Genomic DNA, 24089 nt, shown 5'->3' on the forward strand with positions numbered 1-24089 from the left:
GACTTGAGGACATGGACCCTATCAACGCACGCTCGAGAACCGATGCGGCGGCGAGCAATGGCCTTGCGGTACGGGTGGAGCGCCGCCGGCGGCTATCACCCGCGGCGCTTGCGGTCACCAATCAGAAGGTGCGGCCGGCCTATTCGCCCATCGTCATCACCGGCGTCGTCCGTGCCGCCGACTTCGTGCTGCTGAGCCTGATCGGCGTCGCGCTCTATCTCGGATACGCCGCCCGCATCGATGGTTTTAACTGGCGCTATATCGAGGCGATCCTTGCCGTGGCCGCCGCCGCGGTCGTCTGTTTCCAGGCCGCGGACATCTACGACATCCAGGTTTTCCGCGGCCAGTTGCGGCAGATGGGGCGGATGATCTCGTCCTGGGCGTTTGTTTTCCTGCTGTTCATCGGCATCTCGTTCTTCGTCAAGCTTGGCGATGCCGTCTCGCGGCTCTGGCTGGCCTCGTTCTTCTTTGTCGGCCTGGCGGGCCTGATCGCCGGGCGGCTCTTGCTGCGCGCCGTCATCCGCCGCTGGGCGCGCGACGGCCGTCTCGATCGCCGCACCGTCATCGTCGGTTCGGACGAGAACGGAGAAAATCTCATCAACGCGTTGAGAGCGCAGGACGACTCCGACATCGAGATTCTCGGTGTGTTCGACGACCGCAACGACTCGCGCGCGCTCGACACCTGCGCCGGAAGCCCGAAGCTCGGCAAGGTCGATGACGTGCTCGAATTCGCGCGGCGTACCCGGATCGATCTCGTGCTGTTCGCGCTGCCGATCTCCGCGGAAACCCGCATCCTCGAGATGCTGAAGAAGCTGTGGGTGCTGCCGGTGGATATCCGGCTGTCCGCGCACACCAACAAGCTTCGCTTCCGCCCGCGCGCCTATTCCTATCTCGGCGAAGTCCCGATGCTCGACGTCTTCGAGGCTCCGATCACCGACTGGGATCTGGTGCTGAAATGGCTGTTCGACAGAATGGTCGGCGCTTTCATCCTGCTGCTGGTCTCGCCCGTGATGGCGCTGGTCGCGCTCGCGGTCAAGCTCGACAGCCCGGGTCCGGTGCTGTTCCGCCAGAAACGCTTCGGCTTCAACAACGAACGCATCGACGTCTTCAAGTTCCGCTCGCTGTTTCACGATCAAGCCGATCCGCTGGCCTCGAAGGTCGTGACCAGGAACGACAGTCGCGTCACCCGTGTCGGACGCATCATCCGCAAGGCAAGCCTCGACGAGCTGCCGCAGCTCTTCAACGTTGTCTTCAAGGGCAACCTGTCCCTCGTCGGACCGCGCCCGCATGCTATTCAGGGCAAACTGCAAAGCCGCCTGTTCGCCGAGACCGTGGACGGCTATTTCGCGCGCCACCGCGTCAAGCCCGGCATCACCGGCTGGGCGCAGGTCAACGGCTGGCGCGGCGAGATCGACAACGAGGAAAAGATCCAGAAGCGCGTCGAGTTCGATCTCTACTACATCGAGAACTGGTCGGTGTTATTCGATGCCTACATTCTGCTGAAGACACCGCTGGCGCTCCTGAAATCCGAAAACGCTTATTGATCCGATCCTCGTGCGTTGAGTTTGCGAGAGTGTAATGGCGTACCCTGCAGCGGTTGACAGTCCACTCCGGCCATTGACGCAGACCCCGGGCATTGCAGCGCTCCAGCGCTCGCTGTTGTGGCTGGTCGGAGCCGGCGGCGCGATCGTCTACATCGAACCCAGCCCGTACGAATTCGCGACCCTGGTCGCGATGGTCGTGTTCCTCGCGACCGGCCTGCGGATGCGGCTGGCGTTCGTTCCGCTGATGCTTCTGCTGTTTCTGGTCAACCTCGGCTATACGGTCTGCGCCGCATATCTCATGGACAACACCCTGATCGTGAACTGGATCATGACCTCCTGGTACATGGCGGTCACGGTCATCTTCTTCGCGCTGGTGTTTTCGGAGGACACGGCGGCACGGCTCGAACTGCTGCGGCGCGGCCTGATCTTCGGCGCGGTGATCGCGTCGGTGGCCGGCATCGCGGGCTATTTCCATCTGGTGCCGGGCGAACACGACCTGCTGACGCTCTATGGCCGCGCCCGCGGCACCTTCAAGGACCCGAACGTGCTCTCCGCGTTCCTGATCCTGCCGGCGCTGTTCGTGCTGCAAACCGTCGTCACGGATCGCTTCGGAAAGGCTGTTCGCAGCGGCATCGTGCTCGGAATCATCGGCCTTGCGCTGCTGCTGGCCTTTTCGCGCGCGGCCTGGGGCCAGTTCGTGCTGACATCGGCTTTCATGCTGGCCCTGATGTTCCTGACCAGTCCGTCAACGAAACAGCGGTCGCGGCTGGTCACGACCGCGGTGATCGCGGCCGCCGTGATCGCGCTGTTGCTGGCGATCCTGCTGTCGTTCGACTCGATCGATAGCCTGTTCAAGGAACGCGCGAGTTTCGACCAGAGCTACGACGAAGGACGCTTCGGCCGCTTCGGCCGGCACATTCTCGGTTTCCAGATGGCGCTGGACCTGCCGCTCGGCATCGGCCCGCTGCAGTTCAGGCGGTTCTTCCCGGAGGACACCCACAACTCGTATCTGAACGCCTTCATGTCGGGCGGGTGGGTTTCGGGCATCTGCTATCCCGCGCTGATCTTCACCACCGTAATTCTAGGCTTTCGTTACATTTTCGTCCGGACTCCCTGGCAACGAACCTATCTCGCGATCTTCACGGCGTTTCTGGGAAATGTCGGCGAGAGCTTCGTCATCGACACCGATCACTGGCGTCACTTCTGGCTGATGCTCGGCACGATGTGGGGCATGTTCGCGGCATCTCACCAGTACACCGCCGACGCCCGGCAGGCTCCCGTTCAACAGGCGCCGCAATAGAGCTGGGCTAAAATTCTATGCCTCGATCGTGAACGTCAGCCCCGCGCGATCGACGAGCCGTTTGATCAGCGCGTCCTTCATCGCAGCGCCCGGCGTCCAGAAGCCGCCTGTAACGTCCGGCGTGTCGCGCCGCAGGCAGATCGCGCATTCCGCGATCATTTTGGAGGTCGATCCGTAGCCGGGATCGCGATCGCCGGTCACTACGGCCTTCACCCGCCGCCCGTCGGGCGCGATGCCGACGAAGAGAAGATCGTAATATCCGCTCTCGCGCTCCTCCTTCGATGGCCCCTCGCCGGGTTTCGGACCGCCCTGCGCGCCTAGCTTGTTGTTGGCGGCAATGATGGCTTTCGCGGTCGCCTCGCCGGTCACCTTCGGCCCCGCGACCATCATCTCGTCGTAGACGAAACCCCTGCCGTAGGGAAACCCGAGCAGAAAGTTCGATCGGTGCACGTTGCGGGTGTTGATGTTCGCCATCACGAACGGCGCCAGCCACATCCCGATGTCCTCGTCGAAAAGAGGCTTATTGCCCGGCGGCTGCTTCGGTCCTTCAAACCCCGGCGTCAGCACGAAGGGATCGCGCAACTTCGGCAACAAACTTGGATCGTTGGCGGCCGCGGCGAAGATCGCCTTCATGCTCGCGGCGGTCCCGCCGGAAAACGTGCCCTTCATCTTGCGCACGCGGCCCTTGACCCGCGCGACGCTCGATCCGAGCTGCTGTTTCGCGGCCTCCTGGAGAAAGAACACGCCGAGTTCGAACGGCAGCGAATCGTAGCCGCAGGAGAACACGATCCGCGCGCCGCTCCTGCGCGCCTCCGCCTCGTGCGCGTCGATCATCTGCCGCATCCAGATCGGCTCGCCGCAGAGGTCGAGATAGTCGGTCCCGCCGGCCGCGCAGGCCGCGACCAGACCGGAACCGTAGAGCTGATAAGGTCCGACCGTGCTCAGCACCGAGGCCGTGCGGCCAACCATGGCTTTGAGCGATGCGGGGTCGCCGGAATCCGCGGCGATCAGCGGAAAGTCGCCTGGCGCGCCGATGGCGTCACGCACCGACGCGAGCTTGTCGAGGCTGCGGCCGGCGATGGCCCACTTCAGATCGCTGCCGCGATATTCGGCGGCAAAATATTCTGCGACAAGCCGGCCGGTGAACCCGCTTGCACCGTAGACAACGATATCGAATTCCGCCGACGACGCCATGACCGATCCCCCGAAAGCGTCCTGCTTATAGCGTTTTCGAGCGAAGTGGATACCGGTTCGCGTGAAGAAAACGCACTAGCTATCGCTTATGGCCAGCGTCAGACCACAGCATATCGCCGTGAACACCCGTCAAGGTAAGCTCGCTGAACTGCATGAATCACGTCCGTGCCGCTCCAGAAATCCGGACAGTCGCATAAAGCAAGCGTAAAGAAGCATAGCGACGGACGGCGCTTCGCCGTCCTCGCTGGTGCGAGGGTCCGCGCTCTCTTTATCTCGATCTGACCGACTCGATCTCATCATCGACAAGTTTTTTAAGCTGATATAGCGCCGTCTCTTCGTAAGACATATTCGGCATTTTCTTGATCGCTGGCATCGCAGCCGTGAAGTTCGTTGGGAACAGAAGGACCAAATCGTCACGCGTGTCGGCCTCAAAGTCCGCAGCGTATATCCGCCTTTTACCACGGTATTTGACGGTGCCAGTGATTTCGTCCTTGTTGCTCATCGTCGCGCCTTCCGTTTCCGTCTCAATTTCGTCATCTCAAACGTGAGCGTCCGATCTGGATCGATCACCACTTCCTGCTCATCGCGGTCTGAAAAATAAGCGAAGCAGTCCTTCTTTCGAATTAGCGCTTCTGCGATAAATGGCAAACGTCGCGGCACTCCAAAGGTGAGGCGATGGGCGAACCAAATCGCTTTGTCTCAGTTTAGCGTCCATGACAAGCCGCTTATGAGCGCGCGCTCGGCATCACCTTCGGTTTCAACACCAACGCCGCGGTAATGGTTAGCATATCCGCCAAAAGCTGGTTGCTGATATCGACGCAGGTATTCACCTTACGCATCGTGATCTCGGTCTGGCCGAAAGTGGTGTCCGAAGCTTCAGACGATGGGGTTTCGCCTTCGGGGCTTTGAAACACCCGACCTTGGTTTCGAGCCGAGAAACGATTTGAAGCGCGAAACAATTGACAAAACAGAAAGACCTTCATGCAGCGGAATTGCTGCCTGACTGGGCTGGTTCTTCTCTGTTTGGTTTTGTGGTGCCGATGTGCGGGCACTAAAATGTCGAAACAATATTCTGTTTCGTGGCATTTAATAGTAATTATGTTACGTATGGTGCGAGCATGTGGCGAAATTGAGTCGAACGCTACAAAATCGTCACCGGTTGTCTGTATAAGTTATTGAGGTTACTTAAAAAGCGGCCATGGAGCGGGTGGAGGGACTCTGTTTTTCCCATTTTTTTATCTCTAAAATTCAAGAAGTCCTTATTTTTCAGGCATAACTTTCACAGTCTTATGCTACAAAACTACTCCCAAAAATATTTGTAGCAGAAGCACCGAATGCCACAACGAATCCCTCACCTTTTGGAACGCGAAGGCCGCTATTACGCCCGGATCGTCATCCCCAAGCCCCTGCGGACTTTCTTTGAGGACAAGTGGGAAATGTCCGATCCGCTGGGCGCGGATCGTCGTGAGGCCCTTCGACGGCTCCCCGGCGCGGTGGCGGAAATTCAGTCCCAACTAGGCGCGGCCCGCACCCAGCTTAAGGCCACCTACCGGCCCAAGGTCCAAGCCCGACCGGGCAAGCCGCTCACGGATCGCCAGATTGCGGCGCTGCACTACGGGACGGAACTGGGGCTGGATGAATCGGAGCGCGCCGCCTACGCGACCGACACGCCCCCGGCCGATATGTCAGCCTTCCGTCCGGGGTATGAGGATACCCTTCGCAAGGTGGTGAGCGGCAAGGCGACGAATGACGAAATGGCCGCTGCGGTCGGCTGGATTATCGATTCAATGCGGGAGAACGGACATACCGACGTTGAGCGTGGCACCGAGAAATGGCGCGCGCTGGCGCGGACCATGGCTGGCGTCCAGCTTGAAGTATTCCAGCGCCAGAGCGAGCGGGATCACGGCAGAGACGATGCCCCGCCCCAGCATTCCGCCTTGGCACCTATCAAGCCACCGGAAACCGATCCGCTGGCGGCGCGAATGCTGGACGGCGAAAGCAACCAGTCCCTCAGCGAGATTTTCAAGCGCTACAGCGCCGAACGGAAGGCCACGCCCGCGACCACGCAAGAGTGCGAGGTCGCTATCCGCATGTTTGAGGAACACCTAGGGAAGCCCAAACCGCTCTACCGGATCACGCGACAGGACGTTCAAGGCTTCAAGCGGGCGCTACTGGAAACGCCGATTCATTACCGGAAGCGGTTTCCCGGCAAGACGCTGCCCGAAGCCATCGTCGCGAACAAGAAGCGCAAAGAACCATATGAGCCGCTGGTCGCACGGACGATCAATAACAAGATCCTCTCGCGCATTCACTCGTTGCTGGAATGGTGCGTTAAGAATGATCTCATTCCGGACAATCCGGCCGCAAAAATCAGGGTCGATTTCGTCCAGAGCGCGGAACCAAGCCGCCTGCCCTTCACCGGTGACGATCTCAAGCTGATCTTCCCGCCCGCAATGTTTCAAAAGAAGCTGGGCGAGTTCGAATGGGCGATGCTGATTTCGCTCTATGGCGGGATGCGCGCCAGTGAACTGGCGCAAATCAAGTTAAGCAGCATCCGGCATGAACGCGGCGTTCTTATCTTTGACATTGAGGAAAAGACCAAGAATGCAGGATCGAAGCGCATTGTCCCGGTCCATAGCGAGCTAATCCGTCACGGCCTAAATAAGCGCATCAGCGCGTTAAAAGCGGCTGGCGAGACGCATCTGTTTCCGAAGTGGTATGGCGACGGCATGAAGGCTAAGCAAGCGGCGACGGAATACGGCACCGCCTCGTTGAACCAGTATTTCCCTCGGTTCATTCCCCGGAAGTTCAATCGGGACTACCTGCCAAAGCTAGGCATTGGCGATCGCAAGGTGTGGCATTCGCTACGGCATACGTTCAAAACGCAACTGTCGCGCGGCGGTGTGGACAAGGCGACACGCGACTACTTGACCGGCCACGTTGATGGCTCAGCCGGTGCGGTATACGTGCATGACGTGTCAGTGGAAGCAATGGCTAGCGCCGTTGAGCGCATCACGTTTGACCTTTAAGGAACACCGCCGCTCATTTCGGTGGCTGTAATCCGGGGGACGAGAGCCACCGGTCCAAATGCGAAGCGGCTTCTGCCCGGAAGGCCCGCTGCAAAAGGAGATCGCGAGCCGTGCCGTGCGGGATTTTTGCAGCTTCGTCTTTAAAGCACTGGGCTTCCTCGATCAGCCGCTCTTGATAGGTTTTCTCGTGGTTGGAATGATGCTGCTGCATGGCGCTGCTCCATTTGACGGGCGGGAGCGCAACCGGCGTTCTCATCACCGATAACGGCCACTGGACTGGGCGGTGATAGCGGGAAGTATGCGCCGCAATTTTCTGGCGCGCTAGATATTTTATTAGCGACGGCGGCGGAATCATCTGCCCGCCGGCTATTCGAAGCGCGGGTTATCCGGCGATAGCTTGAGCCGTGATGCATCATGCCGGAAGGCACTTTGAAACAGCGCGTCGAAATGATTGAGCGGTGTCATTTGCCGATGTTTAGTCTGGCCTTGGCCCCAAGCGAACGTCTTTAATCTGATAGGAGACCGAAATGTCATCCGAGTCTTCGGCGCGCTTTTCCCATTTTTGTGCTTCCGCGAGCCAGTAGTCACGCCGGTTAATATTAGTCTCGGCTTTCTCGTGACATACCGCAGCTTCCGCGCGGCACGCAATGTAGTGATTCATTTTCGCGGTCATTTCGGAGTCTCCAAGCCCGGAGGTCTCTGCCCGCCGCTCTCTGCGGATAAGCCGGTCGCGTCGAACGCCGTTCATTATTCGACTTTTGCGGCGAGGAAAGCCGAATCCGGGAGACTCAATCCGTTAGTCGCATCGAATCGACGCTTCGGTTGCCCACCGGGCATTGCACTTAGAGCAGTGCCATTTGTTGGTGACAACATGGAGCGAATATTGCGAGTTCACGGGTGCTGTCACGGTATACCCGCAAGCGCACGTATCAGTTCCCTCGGGACGCGATCTTCGGATAGGCAATTCACGAGCGACGCGATTTGCCCATTTGCGCTCAGACCTTCTTCGAAGATGAATTGGATAGATGACGGCGTTCATAGCTGGCTCCCTTTGTGGGGCGGGAGCACGGGAGCGTCTCTCTGTCGCCAGCGCCGATTATCATTATAATCGTCTGGCGATCGTTTCTATATGGGCAGCCCAGCCGACCACAACCAGAGCCGCGCAACTGAAATCCAAAAAGAAATCGGTCTTCAAAATAGGATACTGAGGGTCAAATACGACAGTGCCCTTGACTAATCGCGCACTGACAAAGCAACCTGTCGCTAGCGTTTCTGAGGGCGGCTTTGATGGGCTGGCGCTCGCAAGAGAATTACGAACTGACGAACGAGCGCAACTTCAATCGTCTGCCGTGGCGTGACCGGAAGGTCATTCAACGGGCCGGATGGGTCGCCGCGCTAGTGATCGTGTTCGCCTGCATCGTCGCTGCGGTGCGCTAGGATTCTACCCTCGCTTCTCGATGACGTTGTAGCCGCGCTCCGCCATACAGTCGGAGATCATGGTCCCGGCGCCAACGAACGAGGCTTGCTGCTTCTTGTGCCGGCACTCGCTCAGATCGTTGTTGTATTTAGCCTGGTCGACGCCGGCCATGTCGACCAGCGGACCTTCATAGGGGGAGTGACCAGCGCAGCCGGCAAGCAGCACTCCAGACATAGTGAGACCGATAGCAACAATTCTTTTCATGAAGCACCCCCGCTCCATTACAGCGCGAGGGATGATTCTGAGCAACAAAAAAGCGCGGTTGCCCGCGCCATCTTTGCCGAGTATCAAGCCTCAATCTTGCTGCCCGCCTGTTACTGTAATGCGCCGTCGATAAGTTGTCGTTCGGCGATGGCTTGATTGATCGATACGTGAAGCTCTTTCATTTTCTCTGCACACTCTACAAGATCATCGTCGTCGTTGAGAATGGAAATTATCCTACTGCGCTCCGATCGCAGTGCGGCGGAATCGGCGCGGGCCAGTTCACAAAGAAGGTGAACAGCATCAGCCAAGTCTTCCCGACCGTCTTCATAGATAACATCGAGGAGGCGACGTTCTAAGTCTGTTAGAAGCGTGGAAGTATGGAGGCGGGTGCGCTCCGTTTTGGTCTCTCTCGGCAATGGTTATCTCCCTGTCTCCCTCGGGAAAAGAAACCCCTCCGGGCAGGAGACAACCGGGAGGGTCGTTGCGACGCGGCGCGATGCGCAGTGGTGCGTTGCGTCGGTCACGGGATGCGATATAGCGGTGAGGTCACGGATCACTGACAGCAGACGATCACGAAATGTGTAGTCCTCATTTCAGTGAGACGGGCCGATGGTCTATTCAACGGCACCTGAATCGGAAAACTCGGTGCCCCTACCAGCCAGAAGCTCTTTCAACTGGCTGCGCATCAACTCCGCCTTGGAATACACAAGGGAAGCTATCGCGGTCTTATCGACCGCGATAACGATTTGGACGCCTACGTTCACGCATGAAATTCGGCCGGACTCAGCATTAATTCCCGTAAGCGCATTGCCCAATGCCGATTCTAACCCCTCAGCTTCGAACAAACGCAATGTAAGCGGATCGCCGCCGTCGATCGTAAGATCGACCGCGACGAGGCCCCTTTCGGGTGGCTTATCAGCACAACGAGCGACAATCGTCCAGCTGCTCATTGCTTAATCCTCCTCGGCCATTTCGCGAATGCTCTCGGGCCAGATGTCAAATTGCTCACCCAAGGCGAGCTTGATTTCATCCTCGGTGATGGTGCCGGTCCAAGCCGACGGCTCAATGTTCAGGAGGGGCGCGAATCTCAAAAGCGTCCTCACAAGCGCGTGGTATTCGGTATCCGGAAGATAGGTGGTCTCATCCATTGATTAGCCCCTGCTAGTTAGTTGGTGACGATTCTGACTCGCAGAATCGGAATCACTGCGCAAGGGGGGCAAAAATCCAAAACAAGTCAGTGCTGACTTATCTTTGTTAAGACGCCTGCGAATGCGAAATTTGCCGCGTAGATTCCGCAGCGTTGAATCGTGGCGCGCTTATTCGAGTGTGCCGCCACCTACCCGCCTGAAAAGGCTCGGACTCATCAGCGGGCTTCTAAAGCCGATCTAAAGCGGTCGAAAATATTTTTCACCTAATCCCGTTTAGGCTCGTTTGTTTCCGGGCGCATGATGATTGTGCCAGAGTTGGGATTCTTGTCGTGGAGACGCTCCTTCTTCTTCCGGACGCCATCACCCGGCAAGCGTCCATCGAATAGGAACGGCTGTGTCCCGTGCTCGTTGCCGACAGTCGGCTTAGGCGACTGCCCGGACTTGGTATCTTGGGCGTGGGCTGCGGTCGCGGCCAGTGCCATCACAAACGCGATTGCTAATCTCGACATGATGAACTTCTCCTCTTGCGCGGGAACTTATGCATCCGAACCTCAGCTTCGCATGATCCGGCGGATCGAAAAACCCTGTCTAATTCCCTTTGCAATAGAAATGAAACTGCATCAGTGCCCTAAAATAGTCAGTCAGAGTCATACAAAACTGCTATAATGGCAGCTGATGAGAACCTGTTTCCCTTCCTTGGGGCGACAGTATAGCGGCTCCGAAGTGAGACGGTCAGGCGGGACAGGACGCCTACTACGAGCCAGCCGCAGGCGAACGGGATATCGGATCAAAATCGCTCCCCTACGGAGAAGGTAGGACGCTTTGGTAAGGTTGCACCAGACGGTCGCGGGATCGTCGAACGCGCCAAAAAGATGAAGGCTCTGCCTCACGGCATCCTTCTCCAACCGCTCTGTTGATGGATATCTGGCAGACGGTTGGGCGTCCGGCTCCGGCCGGATAACCGCGTGATTGCTTGCAATCGAGATGCGGAGTTTATGGCGAGGTCTAGGGACGCCGCCTCGCTGGATTTGTCATCACGAATCCTACGCTCCAGATTAACCTTCGGTGGAATGAACCCCTCGAAATTCTCTCTCTTCGGGATAGGCACTTAGACTTGTGGTCTAGGTGCTTATCCTTGGAGGGAGAAAGTTTCCTTTGGAATGGTGACTGAGGAAGTTGATTTGAAGATTGAATTAACGAGACGATTCTGAAAGCGACAGCACGAAGCGCTGTCTAACAAGCACTACTACTAATAGTAGGTGTTGAACTGTCTCATCGTTGCGGTGAAAAAAAGTTCAAAAAAGCAGCGTCAGAGTTGTGAGAACTTGCTATTATACAAGCAGGCAAACGTCTTCTCCGCGTGTGTCTCTCATCAGGGAAGCCCCCGGGATTTACTCCTCCCGGGGGTTTTCTCTTTTTTTGAACGCCTTAGCGTCTCGCCTGCAAGAGTCCGCCCGGCCGGCGCTGGTTGTAGATTTCCTTCGTCATCAACTCGCGAACATGGTCCATCGCGGCCTTGCCGATGTTCTCGCCCATCTTCTGATGGTCCGCCTGCGACATGCCGGGCGATCCCTGCACGCTGACGGCGATGGTCGGCGCAACGATGGTGCTGCCGCCGATCATGGGCATTGACGGCGTGTTGCCGACGATCCCACCGTCGGCAAACCTTGGAATGCGGTCGCCGTTGATGGCTTCAAGCACTGCCCGGTGCTTCGCGGTCGCTCCAGCGTTAACAACAAACTCGCCATTGCTCAGTCGCGCCGGGATTGAATCTGACCGTGCGGTTCCTGGCCCTGTGATGTAGCCGCCATTCGCCTTTGCAAGCGGAGCGGTCACTAGTCCGCCGTCCGCGAACCCAAGGCCCAACGCACCTTGAAGGCCTTTCATGATCGGCGCGACGATCCGCATTTTGATGACCATTTCCTCAATGGCGCGGATAACAAGCCGCCCCATATCGGCAAAGCCCTGCGATACCGATTTCGTGCCGTCGAAGATGTCCGCGAGTCCTGTGACAAGCCCGCCCTGAATCGAGGTCGAAACCTGTTGCAAAGCGCCGTTAAAGCGCAGCGCTGCCGCCTGCGAACTGGCGAGCGCGGCCGGAACATCGTTGCCGTAAATGCCTGCAAGCTGGCGCGCGATGGCTGCATCTTCCGGCGATAGAAGCGCCGTCCGGCTCCCGAACTGGATCTCACTGTTCACCTTGGCCTCAGCGAGTTTTTCGCCCGCCTCGCCTGCCGACTTTGCCAATCGATCGATCTTGGCAATCAAGGCATCATTGACCGGCAAGCCCGCCTGTTGCGCGGCCGTGAGCAGCTTGGCAGCGGCTCGCAATTGCTCAAGAGCCGACGCGCCAAGGCCAACCGCCTCAGCATCGACGCGCATTTTCGCGGTGTGCTGTTCGATTGCTTCGGATGCCTTGTCGAACTGATTCTTTTCCGCCGTCTTGTCGGGAACGGGATTCTTGGACGTGTCACCACGGACAGCGGACTGAACGTCGGTCGCTTCCCGCATTCCCTTGGTGACGTTGGCGTGGTTTTGCAGAGCGGCCCGCAGCTTGGCGTTCGCTGCCATCTGCCCATGGTCCTCAATCAAACCCATCGACTCTGGCGTTGAGTTTAAACCCATCGCGCCAGTCGCGTTTGTCAATGAGGTCCAGATCGACGCGCCGCCGATCTTATCGGCGAGCAAGTCCGGGACTTGCTTTAGGGCGCTATAGAGTTGCGTGGCATATCCTACCGCAGCCGCAAGGCTTTCCGTGATGTCTGCCCAATTTTCACGGTAGTTAAATCCGAGCTTGGCGAGGTCGTCCTGTATCGGCTTGAATTTCTCCGAAAGAACCTTCTGAGCATCTTCCAGCCGTTGCTTTAGCTCAATCGCGCGGCCCAGGTCTTCCTGCGAGACGATCTTGGTTTTGCTCAGCGCGTCGGCGCGCTTGAGCATGTCGTCCAGATAGCCGCTATCGGCCCGCAACGCGGCGGTGATTTGCGGCCCAAAGGCTCGCTGAGCAAGATCCAGAGCGGCAAGGCGTTCGCCCGCCTGCATCGCTTGGTTGATCAGCGAAACGATGGCCCGCAATCGAGCCTCTGCATCGTTGGCGGATACGAACGCTGCAAGCCCGGTGTTGCCGGACAGGTTGCCCGCCTTTTTCAACTCGTCGATACGGTTTTGCAGTTCGCTGCCGCCAAGTTTCGGAGCGCTCGCCTTATTGAAGTTGACCAGCGACTCTGAAAGTTCATCGACCTTGTCGCGGGCCTCACCGCTACTCTTTGTGATGCGCTGGAAAAACTCGGTGCTGAATCCAGACGCATTGGCCTTGTCGGCAACCTCATTGAATTCTTTGATCTTGGCTTTCGCGAGGTCGGTTGCGTAGCCCATCAACATGAAAACGCTTTTGATCGCGGCATAGGACAGCAGCAGCCGGTTGGCGAGCGAAAGGAACCGGCCGGCGGCTACCGTTGCAGCGCCGATGGCCCCTTGCTGGGCCAGCCAGCCGGCATTCATCCTAATAATTTGTGTCGTCGCGACTTGCGCGACGTGTCTGGTTAGGCTGGATGTTTCGTTCATCCGCTTTTTGAATTCTTCCTGTCCGGTTACCCGGATCGGAATGTTTAGTGCGGGTGTGGTCATGCTGTTTCCTTATTCGCACCGAGAAACAGCGCGACGACAAGCCCGGCCGCGATCCCCGCGTTGTCTGCAAGCGGCTTGGTCCGGACATACTGATTCAGGAGCGCGTCCGCGTCCCGTTCAGGCATACCGGCGCCGATTAAGCCCAATTCCAGCACCCGTTCCACGTCTTCAATCGAATACGTGCCGGTCTCAAACCGGTTCATGACCGATGTGAGAGACGATCCGTTTTCGCCGGGTATGCCTCGGTAGCTAAGGACGTTGCGGACCCAAGGACGGTTGAGGGACAGATTGTGGGTGGTTTCGTCCCACGTCACGGTGCGGGCGCATTCGTCGGTCATTTTTGCAGAACCTCGTTCGCGGCTTCATCGATTGCTTGCTGGATACCGTCTTTGTGTGCTTGATACGTCGGCCAAAAGAACGGGCGGGCTGGTTGATGCGACGTGCCAAATTCAAACCCAAGGGCGTAGTCATATTCCACGCCGCTCCCCTCGCGGACTTCCTTGGTCGTCAATTCGCCACCGGCTTGAACCAACATTTCAAGGTCGGACGCGCCGCGAACGACAACGCAAGAGGCTGCGAGGTCTCCGGTTGGCTCAGTTTTTTCAAACGACTGAAGCGCCTGCTTTTGCGCGGCCGATAGCAGTTCCGCCTGCTCTCGGATCACGCCGGCTAGTTCTTCTGTCAGTTTGTCGGGCAGGCTTTCGAGGTAAGCTTGCAAGGTTTTATTATCGTCGCTCACGGCACCCACTCCGAGACGTCAAAGTTTGAATCCAGAAGCCAATCCTCTACCTTAAAGTTGGGATCGTCATAGACCGAGCGACCGTCGTCACCATGGAACGCGCGTGCCACCGCCATCGTGGTCGCGACCACGCCATCAAGCGACAACCAGCGTTTGGGCTTGACGAAACGAATTGCCTGCCCCTTCGCGTTCCGTTCCACTTCCACATTGGAGAAGCAGAAGCGCAAAGCAGGATGCCCGCCATGCTGAACCTGACGCGCGACGATTGCCCGCTCCAATTCGATCATAGGGTCCATCATCGTGATTGGACCTTGCCGCATGGTCACAGCGGGAAGACCGTCGTCTAAAAGGTTATTGACGACGTTCCGAGCAAGCGCAGGATCGAAACAGATTTCCTGCACGTTGAACCGGTCGCATAGATCACGGATACCAACTTCAACGGCCCGGAAGTCGATTACCTCGCCTTGCGTTGCGGTAATGAAGCCGTCGCGCTCCCACTGGATATAAGCTGCGCCCGTGATGTCTGTCCGCTCCTGGAGATTCATGCGGGGACAGTAAAACCACGGATGCACGATGTAGCCGCCCGTGCCGTCACGCCACGCGGCGACAATGACGGTCAAATCCGTATTCGAAGAAAGATCAACGCCCAACCAGCACGGTTGCCCCGCAAGGGCATCAAGATTGATCGGGTCCGCTCCTTCATCATAGATATCCATTCCGACGAACGGCGATGACGACGAATCCGACCAGATATTCAAATTGAGTTGCTTGAAGCTGTCGCGGTCACCGGGACGCTCCCGCCCTTCCCGTGCTAGCTGGCGCAAGCCGTCCAAATCCGGGTAGCCATGTTTCAGGCCGGGATTGACGCGATGCCAGATTGTTTCATCCTGCCAATCGCAATCCGCTGGCGCTTCAAAGATGACCGGAAGCGTTGCCGGGTCGTCAATCTCGCCCAAAGCAACCTTACGGGCGTAGCTGTATTGTTCAAAAGCGATGTTCTCTTGCCCGCGCCCTGCCGTGGTAATGATGACATTGAGTGATCCTGCCGTCTTAACGAGGCCGGTCTTCAACGCTTCCCAAAGGTCGCGCTTCGGCCAAGCGTGGATTTCGTCCATCAACGTGAAGGACGGTGTTCGACCATGCTGCGTCTTTGCGTCGGCGCTGATTGCCTCAACCAGTGAACCGGATCGTTGATCCCGGAAACGGTTGCGATGGTCGATAATGTCCACAACGCGATTGATCGTTTTGTGCGACCGGATGATGCCGACCGCTTCCTCGAATGCAATGCGGGCTTGCTTCTGGTCCGCAGCGGCACAAACTACCTGCCCGCCCGGTGTCTTCTCAGGGCCAATTGAGTGCAACAGGGTCAACGCCGCGCCTAGGCTGGTCTTCCGATTGCCGCGCGGGATCATCGCGAAGACGGTTTTGACAATCCGTGTGCCGTCAGGATGGCGTGGGCCGTAAATGCGGCGGATCACACGTTCCATCCACCGATCAAGCTGAAACGCATGACCGGGCAACCGGCTCTTGGGGTGTTTCAGATTCCGAAGGAATTGCACCGCCTTTTCGCCGTGACCAAGCGGATCAGGAATTTCCGAGTCATCATCAATCCATAAAGGATGTGTCGTCTTCATTGTCATCACGGATTGAGGGACGGGAACGCGAAACAGGTGTTAGCCCTAGCTCGGCGGCAAGCTGGCGAACTTGGTTTCGTGCATTGATTTGAATCGAAATGGCGGGATGCTTCCGAAGACCGTTCGGTGTCGCCACAACCATGCCGTCGCGGTTTACCTGTCGCGTGGAATCGGCAAGCTGTGAAAGCGCGTCGGCATAGGCCGCGACGGTGCCAAGATCAGCATTGGTCAGGTGATTGCGTTCGATTAGAATTGTGACGATCTTTCGAAACTCAGCTTTGCCAAGTCGAGACAACCATGCGGGCGGCGCTGGGACGCTGGTCATTTTGCCCGCGACGATGTTGGCAGGTTTGCGCCCCTTCATGGCCCTACCCGCTCGCATGTCAGGTCCAGACCAGCGCGGCGTCCCAGCTCTCGAATGGCCGTGATCTTGAAGGCTTGGCCCTCGAAAACGGCACGGTGCTCAAGGGTAATGCCGGGATAGAAGTAAGTCCGAAAGGTCGCGGTGCTATCGCTGACGGCGTGTTGTCCTTGTCGGTCATCAATGGACCGCGTGATAAGCTGGGCGCGAAGGGTGACAACCGGCTCCCATGACGTGACCGGTGTGCGGTATTCGTCAAAGGTCACGGTCGGCGCTTCAATGACAATCACGCGATCAAGGTTGCCGGCGCGCATCAAGCAACCTCCCGCATGATCGCCTGAACGTTCACAACGCCATGGCTCCATTGGTCGGGATCGGGAATAAACCGGGTGTCGTTCACGCTGATATCGGCAATCGTAAAATCGTCAGCATCGATATACTGGCCCTCGATTTGGGCATCGAAGCTGACAGCATCTACAACCGCACCGACGACTTCCTTTGCAAGTCGCAAACCCGGCTCCTTAATCCAGACGTGCAGCGTGGCATGAACGGTCGCAATCACACCGCTATAAACCGCTTGCGATTGTCCGATCAGGATGCAGCGTTCACGTTCCGGCCGTCCGATGGTATCGAGAATTCCGTCCGGTCCAATGGTTTCCATGATCTCAGCATTGCCGAGCAAGCGACCGGCGATAACTTTCTGTAAGGCGAGCGACGGTTCAGCCATCAGAAGCTCCACGCGCGGTATGGTTCCAGAAGCTCAAGAAAACCGAACGGCAATGGTTGCGCCGTGATCCCGACGACGGTTGCCTCGCGATTCTGGTAGAGGTGCCCAGTCAGCATCAGCACCGCCTGATTGACCGGCGCGGGCGTGTTATCGGTCAACTCTCCACCCGTATAAGCCTCGATCCATTCTTTTGCAGCGTCCAAGGTGGATTGGATCAGCGCATCGTCGGTGTCGAAAGTAATATTCAAATGGGCTTTGGCGTCGGAAAGGGTGACCGTCATCGAATGTGATCCAACCAAGTGCGAGCGCGAATAATGTCGAGAACGATCGGAGGGAAATTGGACTGCTCAATGCCGCCGTTCGATCGCTTCCATTCGCAAAGGTAACTTCCCTTCGCCAGATCGTAATCGACAATGAGCATTTCAGGGCCGCCAGATCCCAAACGGACGCTTGTTCCGATCGGTAACGCGAATTTTGTTTCGGCAAGTGTCAGCATGAAAAATACCAATTAAAGACTGTCGGGAGCGCTGGGGGACATACGGTCAGGGCGGCTTTCTTCGAAGTTCTCGACCCTCCCCCGGTATATGTCTGCCTGCTGAGCGGCCATTAGCTGGTCGAGACCGTGACGAAGGTCTGCCATCTGCTGTTCCATTTCACGGATGAAGGCGCGAACAGACTGCGAGAGGCGACGATGGGCGGTGTGCATATCGCGCTGGTAGTCGACCAGTGCAGGCAACGGCAATGCCAGACGGTCCTTCGGCTGCTTTACCTTGGGCTTGCGCTTTCGACCGCGCGTATCCAATGGCGCTGTTAAAGCCAGCTCCACTGACCAGCCAGCTTTCAGACGCTTCGCGATAAGGTCTGCGCTGATGCCAGTTAATCGCGACCAATCGACAACACTCATTGTTGCGCCTTCAAAGGTGACCTTGTGAGTATGACGTGGCACTAACCTATTTCCTTACTTTGCGTGGTCGTGTCCCGCGCGTTGCAGCGTCGGCAACCGGGCTTCCAATTGGTGCGGACCATGCGAAGGTCGGGACGTTGCCTGATACTGACGATGTGCCGGACAAGCGTGGCGGGTGCACCGCATTCACAGTATTGGTTCGCAGGCTCAGCCAGATAAGCAGATGCAGCCTTTTGCCATTCGTGGTCATAGCCGCGCTGCGATGCTGCCGGACGGCGTTTATCTGACTCTGCTTTCCGGCGCTGCACGCATAGGCAGACCACGTTCGCAGGAACGATCTTACCGCAGGAGCAAACACGCGGGGCTTTGATCGGCACTACGGCACCTGTGCCATTGTATGAATGGTGCTGTCGCCAAGGGCATTAAGACGAGCGCGCAATTCTGGCGTGACGCCTTCATTCACCTGCTTATCGTCGCCGCCAAAGACTGCCCGCAGAAGTTCAACGCGGCCTTTTTGAGCGGCGAGAATTTCGGCTGGGCTTGCGTCCCATGCCGCGTTCGGTTCCCAACCAAGCCAACCGGTCGCTATTTCGAACAGTCGTGCGAAATACTCTTCGTATGGAATCGGCTTGCCGGTTGATGCCGATTCACCGTCTGCATCATCATGGCCGGACAGCTTAAGGACGAATGCCTGTAGCTGGTCGCGAATGGACCAGACGCTATTCTCAAGGGCGTGCTTGTCGATCTCATAGGCCAGCAAGATAACCAGCCGGGGATCGGCGCAAGCGGCGCTGATCAGATCAAGACAAGCACTAACGCTGCCACTACCAAGTGCAGCATAAAGGTTCTGTAAGCCATCATAGTCCTTGTGAAGGCGGACAGCGGCCCGCAACGTTGGGCGCAAGGTAAACGTCTTGCTTCCCACGTTGATCTTGGTTTCGTCTGCGAGCCGCATGGTCCGATCCCCTTTACGCGACCGGGCGCTGGCTGGCGTTGCCGCGAACGACGACAGCGCCAACAGCAACCGACGTGCCGCTGTTCTTGGTGACCACGACGCGAATGAAACGCTTGTGGCCGGCGTAACCCTGCTTGAAGCTGGCATCCGCAGTCAGGGTCGCGGGGAGCGCGCCCGATAGATCACCCGCTGCAACGTCGGCAAAATCGCCGTCCGTCGTGGTGTCCGATTCCTGCATCTTCGCGGTGTAGTCGCCCGAACCAGCGACAGCGCCGGTATTGACGACAAGCGCCGCACTTTCGAAGCCGAGCAAATCAATCGCATTGCCCTTGATGGTCGCGGCCTGAACGGCCGGGGAAAGCGCCAAAACGACGCCGATATTGCTAACAAAATCGCGCACGGGCTGATCTACCTTTCAAGTTTGATGAAATGGGAGCGGCCTTAGCCGCTCCGGGTTTTCGGTTAGACCGCGCAACGAATCTTTTTGATCGCGGCGGGCTGCACGACAGCCGAGCCGGTCCGGCGCGTTGCGTGAATGCGGGTCATGCCATCGGTGGCGCGAATGTAGGGGTTGACCAGAAGGCTCAGCGCCAGACGATCAACGATACGGAACGCGGTGGCGATGTCACCGAACAGAATCGGCTCAGCGCCCGCGCCAATGTCGGCCATATCGGGAATCTCAATGACCGGACGGCCAAGGATAGTTTCGGGCTGGCCGCTGACATAGCTGGGTTGCCAGAGATAAACGCCCGTCGTGCCATCCTTCAGCTTGCGAATGGCCGCAAGGGTGCGGGCATTCATGAGCCACGTTCCCCGACCGCGATAAGCAGCGGGCAGCGAATACATGTGGTCAATGAGCAGATCAGCCGGATTGGTGCCAAGCGTGGCTGCGTTGCCGGTCGTGGTCGCCGCAACGTCGGCGTTGCTCATGATGCCTTCCGGTGCCAGCGGGCCAACGCCGGACACGAAAGCCAGTCCTTCCTTCGCTCCGAAGTCTTCCGAAAGTGCTAGCTGCACTTCCGCCTGAGCACTACCGGCGCTATCCGCCAAAAGCTGGTTGCTGATATCGACGTAGGTGTTCACCTCACGCACGGTGATTTCGGTCTGGCCGAAAGCCGGTTCCGAACCTTCCTGCGATTGAGTTTCACCCTTCCACTTGGCATTGGTGATACCGGTGCGGCGGGGATACGAAACGGACGGCGCAAGCGTATCGCGAACGATAGCGAGCGCGCGAATGGGCGAGAACTGCACGAGGTCGCGAATGAACTCGGTCGAAAATTCTGCCGGAGCGAGATAGCCGCCCTGTGTATCGCCGGAGACCGTAAGGGTTTTCAGTTCCAGCGGATCAGTGCGGTCGCCATGGCGCAAGTATGCCGCAAGTGCCTTGGTTTCGAGCTTGGCGTCGTTATCGTTATCGCCCTTCAAACCGACGCCGGGCCGGTTCATCTTGGCTTCGATCTTGTCGAGCCGATCCGCGAGCTTGTTGTCATTTGCGGTCTTGGTCTCGATATCTTTCAGGCGCGCATCAAACGCGGTCTGAAATTCGCTCAGCGACTTTGTAACCAGTTCAACCGGATCGGTCTCGCCGGCGTCTTTCAATTCGAGGGTATTCAAATTCACTTGGGGTCTTTCCATTTTAGGTGTGAAGCGCGGCTGTCGCGCGGTTGATGGCCTCCGCAATTGCGACAGCCACGTTCATGGATTTCGCGGAGGTGATTCTGGCGCGGGGATGCATCGGATTTTTCACGACGCTGATTTCGTAAAGGTCCAAGGCGCTGATGACACGATTGCGCCCTTGCGGAGTGGACGCCTTGGTCTTGAAGCCAATCGACAGACCGGAGACCAAGCCGCCCTTGATCATGCCGTGGACGGCACGGGCGCGCGGTTGCTCCATGTGCAGCTTGCCCTTGGTAACAAGGCCGTCCGCAGTCTCGGTGATTTCGTCCCACGTCCCGATCAGGTCATCCGGGTTGTGACCGAACAGCATGGGCATGTTGGCAACCGCGACGTTGAATGCGCCTTTGACGATGACGTCGCCAACTCTGTCCGGCTCTCCGAACGGCCATGCATTACCGACGATCTCGCCAGCATCACTGACGCTCAGGGTTGCTTTGATTTCGAGACGGTTGATCACAAGACATGCTCCAAGGTTTCAGCGTAGAAAGTGCCGCGCCGGGTCATGCCGTCAGCCATCCACACGCAAACAAAGACGAGGCGGCCGCCAACCAAGCCACCGCGTTCAATGACCATTTCCGTTCCACCGGATTTCAGCTTGACCAGATGACCAAGGTTTAAGATTTTGCGTTTCGTCATGTGGTTTTCGCCTCCTCATGAGTCGGTGCGCCAAACCACGCGCGCTCCAACGTCTTGGCCGCGATGGGCCAGGTTTCAGCGAAGGGACGGTCCGCGACATAAGCCGCGATCAAAGACGCGGCGCGCTTTGGATCGGTCCCTCCGCCGATCAATCCGAGACGAATAGTTTCGGAGATATCGCTCTGTGCGAATTGCCGGTTGAATACGCGATGGCAGATTAGGCCTATCGGCCCGCACTTCTGCTCTAGTTCAACGATCAATGCGGGTGTGAGCCGGAACGTATATTCAGCGTCACCAAAGAACGCGGTATGCGCGGCGCTCATGTGAGGTTTGCCGTCTGGACGTTCGGGTTGATGAATTCGTCGCCGCCGGCATAGGGCGGAAGGTTCAGAATCGCCCTCGCCTCGTTCGGATTAAGGACGCGAGCGGCGATGGCCTTCGACAGGCCTTCCATGCGCGCCGCATAGTTCGCGCGAACAAAGTTGTCAGTCTGGAATTCAGCGAAGTGCGACGGATCGTTGGCAAACAGCTTCAAGCGAAGCTCGCCTTCCCATGCCGTGATCCAGCGCATCATTGTGAAGTCGAGGAAGTGCTGGGACATTTCTTCCGAATTGCCCCACGTCGCACGGCCCATTTCGTAAAGAATGTGCGGCGGGACGCGAAGGTGGCGCGCGATTTCCTCAATCGCGAACTTCCTCATTTCGAGGAACTGAGCATCCACACTGCTCAATGTAAGCTGTTGATAAGTCAGGTCGCCGGGAAGGACAGCGTTGCTGCCGGTGCCGTCGCCGGAGAATTGCGCGTTGAAAAGCGCCTTGATGTTTTTGACCGCGTCGGGCGTCTTGGCATCTTTGGCGAGCAATAGGCTACCGGGACGGACGCCGTTCGCGAACAGCTTGTTCGCGTAGCGCTCCAGAACCAGCGCAAGGCCGATGGCGTTGCGGGCGTCATAGGCGAGACCACGGCCCGACATAGATGGGCTGGGAATGTGCAGGATATTTTCGCGGGCGATCTCCCGCTTATTGGTCCCCTCTTGCACCGTATAGATTGGTTCACCGGTGGACCGCTCCACCGTCACCGGAGAAACTTCCGGATCGATGTAATTCAGTTCCAGCAGCTTGCCGTCGGCCCCACGATTGATGAACGCAAAACCACCGTAAGGCCGCAGCAGCGCATCACGAGTGATCCACTCGCGAAACAGGGCGGCGGGCGTCGAAGGGTCCGCAGCATCGTGCAGGAGCGCATAGGCCGGGTGATTTGGGGCGCGCTCTTTGGAGCCGTTCGCGCCGCGCTGGTAAACGATCAGGGGTAGCTGCCCGATGGTCTCGCTGATGGCCTGAACGCCGCACCGGACGGGCGCGCATTCCATGGCGGTGCGGGGCGTGACCACGATCCCGGCAGCGGATGCGCCGCCGCTGAACTGCTCAAAGAGCCACGGATCGGGGTTCGATACGCCCGACTTGGTTTCGAGGCCTAGGAAGGATTTGAAGCGAGTAACGAATGACATTCCGATTTCGAGTCGCAAGAGGGTCCAGCTTTTCGCCGGACCATTCGCAGTCACTCGGAATGGTCGCCGCCCTATCGGGCGCTGCGGGCCGTCTCACAGTCTCTCGGAGATCACCGCGCAATTCGAAATAAGGTAACGAAACGATATTCTGTTCAGATACCTTGAATAGTAATAATATTACGGAAAACTACGGCGAAATCAAGGCGAATGCTACAAAACCATGCCCACAATCATGCTACAAAAGTCGCACCAGTCGTTCTTATAACTTATTGATTTTGCTTGAAAAATCTCTCTGGAGCGGGTGGAGGGAATCGAACCCTCGTATTCAGCTTGGAAGGCTGCTGCTCTACCATTGAGCTACACCCGCGCTCGCCGATCACCTATCACGTCGCGACGGCGCTCTCAACCGTCCCGCTGCGGGACGGCCGTCCCAAAAAGGACGGCAGCCCCTTAACATGCTGCAATTTCGTGCCTATGATCGGCTTTCCATTAACGACGAAAGGAGGTGGTTCAGTGCCTTATACCGAGCGCTGTCACCTCGCTGGGATCGCCCGCTAGGCTTTTTTCGAGCCTGTCGATGGGCGGCTCAGCGCCCGGGGCCAGCGAGATAACATCGGGGCGCGGCGGGCAAAACTCGCCGCGCCTTTTCGCTGCGACAACGGGCAAATGCGACATAATGCATCCGCGGATGAGCATCATCGGGCGTTGGCATAGTGCTCACGATGATAATCGTGACGCCTGGCGTTATGCCGTGCTCGTCCGCTCCAGCCGCCAAGCTGGAAATGTCCACTGTCGGCGTTTGCCCACTGCGCGCCGGAAATCAACCCGCAGGAGTTCGCCAGTGCAATCTCGTTGCCCGGCATCCGCGGGCGCGTGATGTTGCGTCCGTGCTGGTTGATATCAAGCGCGAGTCCTGCCGGATGGAGTGAGGCCCGAACGCTGCCATGCGCGCGCCACCCACCCATGAAGCGGATCGGATAACCCTGCCGGTCAAGGGCCGAAACAAGGCACTGGAACGCACCGGTGGCGCGGCTGGCAACATGCGCCGTGGCGCCGGAGGCCGAGCGAACCACACCGGCCGCCCTTCCCGCCCCTTCGGCCATGACCCGTGCAAGCCCTACTGGGATTCGCCGGTGCGATTTATGACCTGTCCGATGTCTGGCAGCGGAATGACGTGAACGCGCCCCGGCAGGCTCCGCCGGGTCAAACAGCGGCCTCCCATTGCCATAGCAGGGACGCATCACATCGCAGCCCGTGGCTGCCTGCATTTTTTTAGAAGAAGATTTGGCAGACGAAGGTGTAACGACAATGCAGAGCATCGCCGAGGCAATAAGCAGTCGGATCATCGTATCTCCGGGAAATGCTGGAGTGAGGGAACGCGGCAACTAAACCCTGCTCTGAAATGTCCGGCACGGAACCACTGGTC

32 protein-coding genes, 1 tRNA gene and 1 pseudogene are annotated in these 24089 nt (G+C 58.0%); 5 read left to right on the top strand and 29 right to left on the bottom strand.

Features of this window, described 5'->3' with window-relative positions; genetic code table 11:
• Positions 1-11: 11 nt before the first annotated feature.
• The gene (locus NHAM_RS12585) at positions 12-1544 is read left to right on the top strand and encodes an undecaprenyl-phosphate glucose phosphotransferase (protein WP_011510926.1); all 1533 of its coding nucleotides are present in this window, start codon (positions 12-14) and stop codon (positions 1542-1544) included.
• Between the two features lie 34 nt (positions 1545-1578).
• On the top strand, positions 1579-2844 hold the full coding sequence (locus tag NHAM_RS12590) for an O-antigen ligase family protein (protein WP_011510927.1): 1266 nt from the start codon (positions 1579-1581) through the stop codon (positions 2842-2844).
• 15 nt (positions 2845-2859) lie between these two features.
• On the opposite strand, the gene NHAM_RS12595 is transcribed toward NHAM_RS12590, so the two are convergent.
• From NHAM_RS12595 to NHAM_RS12605, 3 genes are all read right to left on the bottom strand, one after another.
• Positions 2860-4038 (bottom strand): saccharopine dehydrogenase family protein, encoded by a 1179-nt coding sequence (locus tag NHAM_RS12595; RefSeq protein ID WP_011510928.1) that lies wholly within the window; start codon positions 4036-4038, stop codon positions 2860-2862.
• 268 nt (positions 4039-4306) lie between these two features.
• Positions 4307-4540 (bottom strand): hypothetical protein, encoded by a 234-nt coding sequence (locus NHAM_RS12600; RefSeq protein ID WP_041358079.1) that lies wholly within the window; start codon positions 4538-4540, stop codon positions 4307-4309.
• 223 nt (positions 4541-4763) lie between these two features.
• A complete protein-coding gene (locus tag NHAM_RS12605) occupies positions 4764-5021 on the bottom strand; it encodes a hypothetical protein (RefSeq protein WP_041358080.1) in 258 nt (85 codons plus the stop codon).
• Between the two features lie 351 nt (positions 5022-5372).
• On the opposite strand from NHAM_RS12605, the pseudogene NHAM_RS29280 reads away from it, so the two are divergent.
• A pseudogene (locus NHAM_RS29280) lies at positions 5373-5558 on the top strand (DUF6538 domain-containing protein); the annotation flags it as partial.
• Positions 5559-5765: 207 nt separating this feature from the next.
• Positions 5766-7067, top strand: a complete 1302-nt coding sequence (locus NHAM_RS12610) for a tyrosine-type recombinase/integrase (RefSeq protein WP_198136929.1) — start codon at positions 5766-5768, stop codon at positions 7065-7067.
• Positions 7068-7080: 13 nt separating this feature from the next.
• On the opposite strand, the gene NHAM_RS24915 is transcribed toward NHAM_RS12610, so the two are convergent.
• The gene (locus NHAM_RS24915; protein ID WP_081434996.1) at positions 7081-7278 is read right to left on the bottom strand and encodes a hypothetical protein; all 198 of its coding nucleotides are present in this window, start codon (positions 7276-7278) and stop codon (positions 7081-7083) included.
• 264 nt (positions 7279-7542) lie between these two features.
• Complete coding sequence (locus NHAM_RS12620; RefSeq protein WP_157043619.1) at positions 7543-7740, bottom strand: hypothetical protein; 198 nt, start codon at positions 7738-7740, stop codon at positions 7543-7545.
• A gap of 614 nt (positions 7741-8354) precedes the next feature.
• Here NHAM_RS12620 and NHAM_RS26725 point away from each other — a divergent pair.
• A complete protein-coding gene (locus tag NHAM_RS26725; protein WP_157043620.1) occupies positions 8355-8504 on the top strand; it encodes a hypothetical protein in 150 nt (49 codons plus the stop codon).
• Between the two features lie 4 nt (positions 8505-8508).
• Here the strand turns inward: NHAM_RS26725 and NHAM_RS12625 are convergent, their stop codons facing one another.
• The 24 genes from NHAM_RS12625 to NHAM_RS28225 form a co-directional block, all read right to left on the bottom strand.
• Complete coding sequence (locus tag NHAM_RS12625) at positions 8509-8748, bottom strand: hypothetical protein (RefSeq protein WP_011510933.1); 240 nt, start codon at positions 8746-8748, stop codon at positions 8509-8511.
• A 110-nt stretch (positions 8749-8858) separates the two neighbouring features.
• Positions 8859-9164 (bottom strand): hypothetical protein, encoded by a 306-nt coding sequence (locus tag NHAM_RS26730; protein WP_011510934.1) that lies wholly within the window; start codon positions 9162-9164, stop codon positions 8859-8861.
• A 198-nt stretch (positions 9165-9362) separates the two neighbouring features.
• Positions 9363-9698 carry a hypothetical protein gene (locus NHAM_RS12635; protein ID WP_011510935.1) on the bottom strand — a complete coding sequence of 112 codons (336 nt, stop codon included), beginning with the start codon at positions 9696-9698 and terminating at the stop codon, positions 9363-9365.
• Between the two features lie 3 nt (positions 9699-9701).
• Complete coding sequence (locus tag NHAM_RS12640) at positions 9702-9896, bottom strand: hypothetical protein (protein WP_041358089.1); 195 nt, start codon at positions 9894-9896, stop codon at positions 9702-9704.
• A gap of 263 nt (positions 9897-10159) precedes the next feature.
• Entirely contained in the window at positions 10160-10405 is a 246-nt protein-coding gene (locus NHAM_RS12645; RefSeq protein WP_011510936.1) for a hypothetical protein, read from the bottom strand.
• 919 nt (positions 10406-11324) lie between these two features.
• On the bottom strand, positions 11325-13523 hold the full coding sequence (locus NHAM_RS12650) for a hypothetical protein (RefSeq protein ID WP_011510937.1): 2199 nt from the start codon (positions 13521-13523) through the stop codon (positions 11325-11327).
• Positions 13520-13861 carry a gene transfer agent family protein gene (locus tag NHAM_RS12655; RefSeq protein WP_011510938.1) on the bottom strand — a complete coding sequence of 114 codons (342 nt, stop codon included), beginning with the start codon at positions 13859-13861 and terminating at the stop codon, positions 13520-13522. Before NHAM_RS12655 ends, NHAM_RS12650 begins: the two co-directional genes overlap by 4 nt.
• Entirely contained in the window at positions 13858-14262 is a 405-nt protein-coding gene (locus NHAM_RS12660; protein WP_011510939.1) for an HK97-gp10 family putative phage morphogenesis protein, read from the bottom strand. Before NHAM_RS12660 ends, NHAM_RS12655 begins: the two co-directional genes overlap by 4 nt.
• Positions 14259-15896, bottom strand: coding sequence for a terminase large subunit (locus tag NHAM_RS12665; protein WP_011510940.1), 1638 nt, complete (start codon positions 15894-15896; stop codon positions 14259-14261). The genes NHAM_RS12660 and NHAM_RS12665 overlap by 4 nt, the downstream gene beginning before the upstream one ends.
• Complete coding sequence (locus tag NHAM_RS12670; RefSeq protein WP_011510941.1) at positions 15868-16260, bottom strand: phage terminase small subunit P27 family; 393 nt, start codon at positions 16258-16260, stop codon at positions 15868-15870. Before NHAM_RS12670 ends, NHAM_RS12665 begins: the two co-directional genes overlap by 29 nt.
• The gene (locus NHAM_RS12675) at positions 16257-16571 is read right to left on the bottom strand and encodes a head-tail adaptor protein (RefSeq protein ID WP_041358092.1); all 315 of its coding nucleotides are present in this window, start codon (positions 16569-16571) and stop codon (positions 16257-16259) included. Before NHAM_RS12675 ends, NHAM_RS12670 begins: the two co-directional genes overlap by 4 nt.
• Entirely contained in the window at positions 16571-16984 is a 414-nt protein-coding gene (locus NHAM_RS12680; protein WP_011510943.1) for a DUF3168 domain-containing protein, read from the bottom strand. Before NHAM_RS12680 ends, NHAM_RS12675 begins: the two co-directional genes overlap by 1 nt.
• Positions 16984-17265, bottom strand: a complete 282-nt coding sequence (locus NHAM_RS12685) for a head-tail connector protein (RefSeq protein WP_011510944.1) — start codon at positions 17263-17265, stop codon at positions 16984-16986. Before NHAM_RS12685 ends, NHAM_RS12680 begins: the two co-directional genes overlap by 1 nt.
• On the bottom strand, positions 17262-17480 hold the full coding sequence (locus NHAM_RS12690; protein WP_041358095.1) for a YodC family protein: 219 nt from the start codon (positions 17478-17480) through the stop codon (positions 17262-17264). Before NHAM_RS12690 ends, NHAM_RS12685 begins: the two co-directional genes overlap by 4 nt.
• A 12-nt stretch (positions 17481-17492) precedes the next feature.
• On the bottom strand, positions 17493-17888 hold the full coding sequence (locus NHAM_RS12695; RefSeq protein ID WP_041358097.1) for a hypothetical protein: 396 nt from the start codon (positions 17886-17888) through the stop codon (positions 17493-17495).
• A gap of 376 nt (positions 17889-18264) precedes the next feature.
• The gene (locus tag NHAM_RS12705) at positions 18265-18843 is read right to left on the bottom strand and encodes a hypothetical protein (protein WP_011510947.1); all 579 of its coding nucleotides are present in this window, start codon (positions 18841-18843) and stop codon (positions 18265-18267) included.
• A 13-nt stretch (positions 18844-18856) separates the two neighbouring features.
• A complete protein-coding gene (locus tag NHAM_RS12710; protein ID WP_011510948.1) occupies positions 18857-19243 on the bottom strand; it encodes a hypothetical protein in 387 nt (128 codons plus the stop codon).
• A gap of 62 nt (positions 19244-19305) precedes the next feature.
• On the bottom strand, positions 19306-20478 hold the full coding sequence (locus NHAM_RS12715) for a phage major capsid protein (protein ID WP_011510949.1): 1173 nt from the start codon (positions 20476-20478) through the stop codon (positions 19306-19308).
• Between the two features lies 1 nt (position 20479).
• A complete protein-coding gene (locus NHAM_RS12720; RefSeq protein WP_011510950.1) occupies positions 20480-20977 on the bottom strand; it encodes an HK97 family phage prohead protease in 498 nt (165 codons plus the stop codon).
• The gene (locus tag NHAM_RS24930) at positions 20974-21156 is read right to left on the bottom strand and encodes a DUF2158 domain-containing protein (RefSeq protein WP_081434998.1); all 183 of its coding nucleotides are present in this window, start codon (positions 21154-21156) and stop codon (positions 20974-20976) included. The genes NHAM_RS12720 and NHAM_RS24930 overlap by 4 nt, the downstream gene beginning before the upstream one ends.
• Positions 21153-21479: a gene transfer agent family protein gene (locus NHAM_RS12725; protein ID WP_011510951.1), complete on the bottom strand. Its 327-nt coding sequence runs from the start codon at positions 21477-21479 to the stop codon at positions 21153-21155. Before NHAM_RS12725 ends, NHAM_RS24930 begins: the two co-directional genes overlap by 4 nt.
• Positions 21476-22663, bottom strand: coding sequence for a phage portal protein (locus NHAM_RS12730; RefSeq protein WP_011510952.1), 1188 nt, complete (start codon positions 22661-22663; stop codon positions 21476-21478). Before NHAM_RS12730 ends, NHAM_RS12725 begins: the two co-directional genes overlap by 4 nt.
• 293 nt (positions 22664-22956) lie before the next feature.
• Positions 22957-23030 (bottom strand) — tRNA-Gly (locus NHAM_RS12735).
• 328 nt (positions 23031-23358) lie between these two features.
• Positions 23359-23766, bottom strand: coding sequence for a hypothetical protein (locus tag NHAM_RS28225; RefSeq protein WP_245269879.1), 408 nt, complete (start codon positions 23764-23766; stop codon positions 23359-23361).
• Positions 23767-24089 lie beyond the last annotated feature (323 nt).

The sequence above is a fragment of the Nitrobacter hamburgensis X14 genome, from assembly GCF_000013885.1.
Classification (GTDB): Bacteria; Pseudomonadota; Alphaproteobacteria; order Rhizobiales; family Xanthobacteraceae; genus Nitrobacter; species Nitrobacter hamburgensis.

Bases quoted from the DNA above. Each gene is read 5' to 3' on its own strand.
- NHAM_RS12585 (WP_011510926.1), top strand. From the start codon at position 12: ATGGACCCTATCAACGCACGCTCGAGAACCGATGCGGCGGCGAGCAAT.
- NHAM_RS12590 (WP_011510927.1), top strand. From the start codon at position 1,579: ATGGCGTACCCTGCAGCGGTTGACAGTCCACTCCGGCCATTGACGCAG.
- NHAM_RS12595 (WP_011510928.1), bottom strand. From the start codon at position 4,038: ATGGCGTCGTCGGCGGAATTCGATATCGTTGTCTACGGTGCAAGCGGG.
- NHAM_RS12600 (WP_041358079.1), bottom strand. From the start codon at position 4,540: ATGAGCAACAAGGACGAAATCACTGGCACCGTCAAATACCGTGGTAAA.
- NHAM_RS12605 (WP_041358080.1), bottom strand. From the start codon at position 5,021: ATGAAGGTCTTTCTGTTTTGTCAATTGTTTCGCGCTTCAAATCGTTTC.
- NHAM_RS24915 (WP_081434996.1), bottom strand. From the start codon at position 7,278: ATGCAGCAGCATCATTCCAACCACGAGAAAACCTATCAAGAGCGGCTG.
- NHAM_RS12620 (WP_157043619.1), bottom strand. From the start codon at position 7,740: ATGACCGCGAAAATGAATCACTACATTGCGTGCCGCGCGGAAGCTGCG.
- NHAM_RS26725 (WP_157043620.1), top strand. From the start codon at position 8,355: ATGGGCTGGCGCTCGCAAGAGAATTACGAACTGACGAACGAGCGCAAC.
- NHAM_RS12625 (WP_011510933.1), bottom strand. From the start codon at position 8,748: ATGAAAAGAATTGTTGCTATCGGTCTCACTATGTCTGGAGTGCTGCTT.
- NHAM_RS12635 (WP_011510935.1), bottom strand. From the start codon at position 9,698: ATGAGCAGCTGGACGATTGTCGCTCGTTGTGCTGATAAGCCACCCGAA.
- NHAM_RS12640 (WP_041358089.1), bottom strand. From the start codon at position 9,896: ATGGATGAGACCACCTATCTTCCGGATACCGAATACCACGCGCTTGTG.
- NHAM_RS12645 (WP_011510936.1), bottom strand. From the start codon at position 10,405: ATGTCGAGATTAGCAATCGCGTTTGTGATGGCACTGGCCGCGACCGCA.
- NHAM_RS12650 (WP_011510937.1), bottom strand. From the start codon at position 13,523: ATGACCACACCCGCACTAAACATTCCGATCCGGGTAACCGGACAGGAA.
- NHAM_RS12655 (WP_011510938.1), bottom strand. From the start codon at position 13,861: ATGACCGACGAATGCGCCCGCACCGTGACGTGGGACGAAACCACCCAC.
- NHAM_RS12665 (WP_011510940.1), bottom strand. From the start codon at position 15,896: ATGAAGACGACACATCCTTTATGGATTGATGATGACTCGGAAATTCCT.
- NHAM_RS12670 (WP_011510941.1), bottom strand. From the start codon at position 16,260: ATGAAGGGGCGCAAACCTGCCAACATCGTCGCGGGCAAAATGACCAGC.
- NHAM_RS12675 (WP_041358092.1), bottom strand. From the start codon at position 16,571: ATGCGCGCCGGCAACCTTGATCGCGTGATTGTCATTGAAGCGCCGACC.
- NHAM_RS12680 (WP_011510943.1), bottom strand. From the start codon at position 16,984: ATGGCTGAACCGTCGCTCGCCTTACAGAAAGTTATCGCCGGTCGCTTG.
- NHAM_RS12685 (WP_011510944.1), bottom strand. From the start codon at position 17,265: ATGACGGTCACCCTTTCCGACGCCAAAGCCCATTTGAATATTACTTTC.
- NHAM_RS12690 (WP_041358095.1), bottom strand. From the start codon at position 17,480: ATGCTGACACTTGCCGAAACAAAATTCGCGTTACCGATCGGAACAAGC.
- NHAM_RS12695 (WP_041358097.1), bottom strand. From the start codon at position 17,888: ATGAGTGTTGTCGATTGGTCGCGATTAACTGGCATCAGCGCAGACCTT.
- NHAM_RS12705 (WP_011510947.1), bottom strand. From the start codon at position 18,843: ATGCGGCTCGCAGACGAAACCAAGATCAACGTGGGAAGCAAGACGTTT.
- NHAM_RS12715 (WP_011510949.1), bottom strand. From the start codon at position 20,478: ATGGAAAGACCCCAAGTGAATTTGAATACCCTCGAATTGAAAGACGCC.
- NHAM_RS24930 (WP_081434998.1), bottom strand. From the start codon at position 21,156: ATGACGAAACGCAAAATCTTAAACCTTGGTCATCTGGTCAAGCTGAAA.
- NHAM_RS12725 (WP_011510951.1), bottom strand. From the start codon at position 21,479: ATGAGCGCCGCGCATACCGCGTTCTTTGGTGACGCTGAATATACGTTC.
- NHAM_RS12730 (WP_011510952.1), bottom strand. From the start codon at position 22,663: ATGTCATTCGTTACTCGCTTCAAATCCTTCCTAGGCCTCGAAACCAAG.
- NHAM_RS28225 (WP_245269879.1), bottom strand. From the start codon at position 23,766: ATGGCCGAAGGGGCGGGAAGGGCGGCCGGTGTGGTTCGCTCGGCCTCC.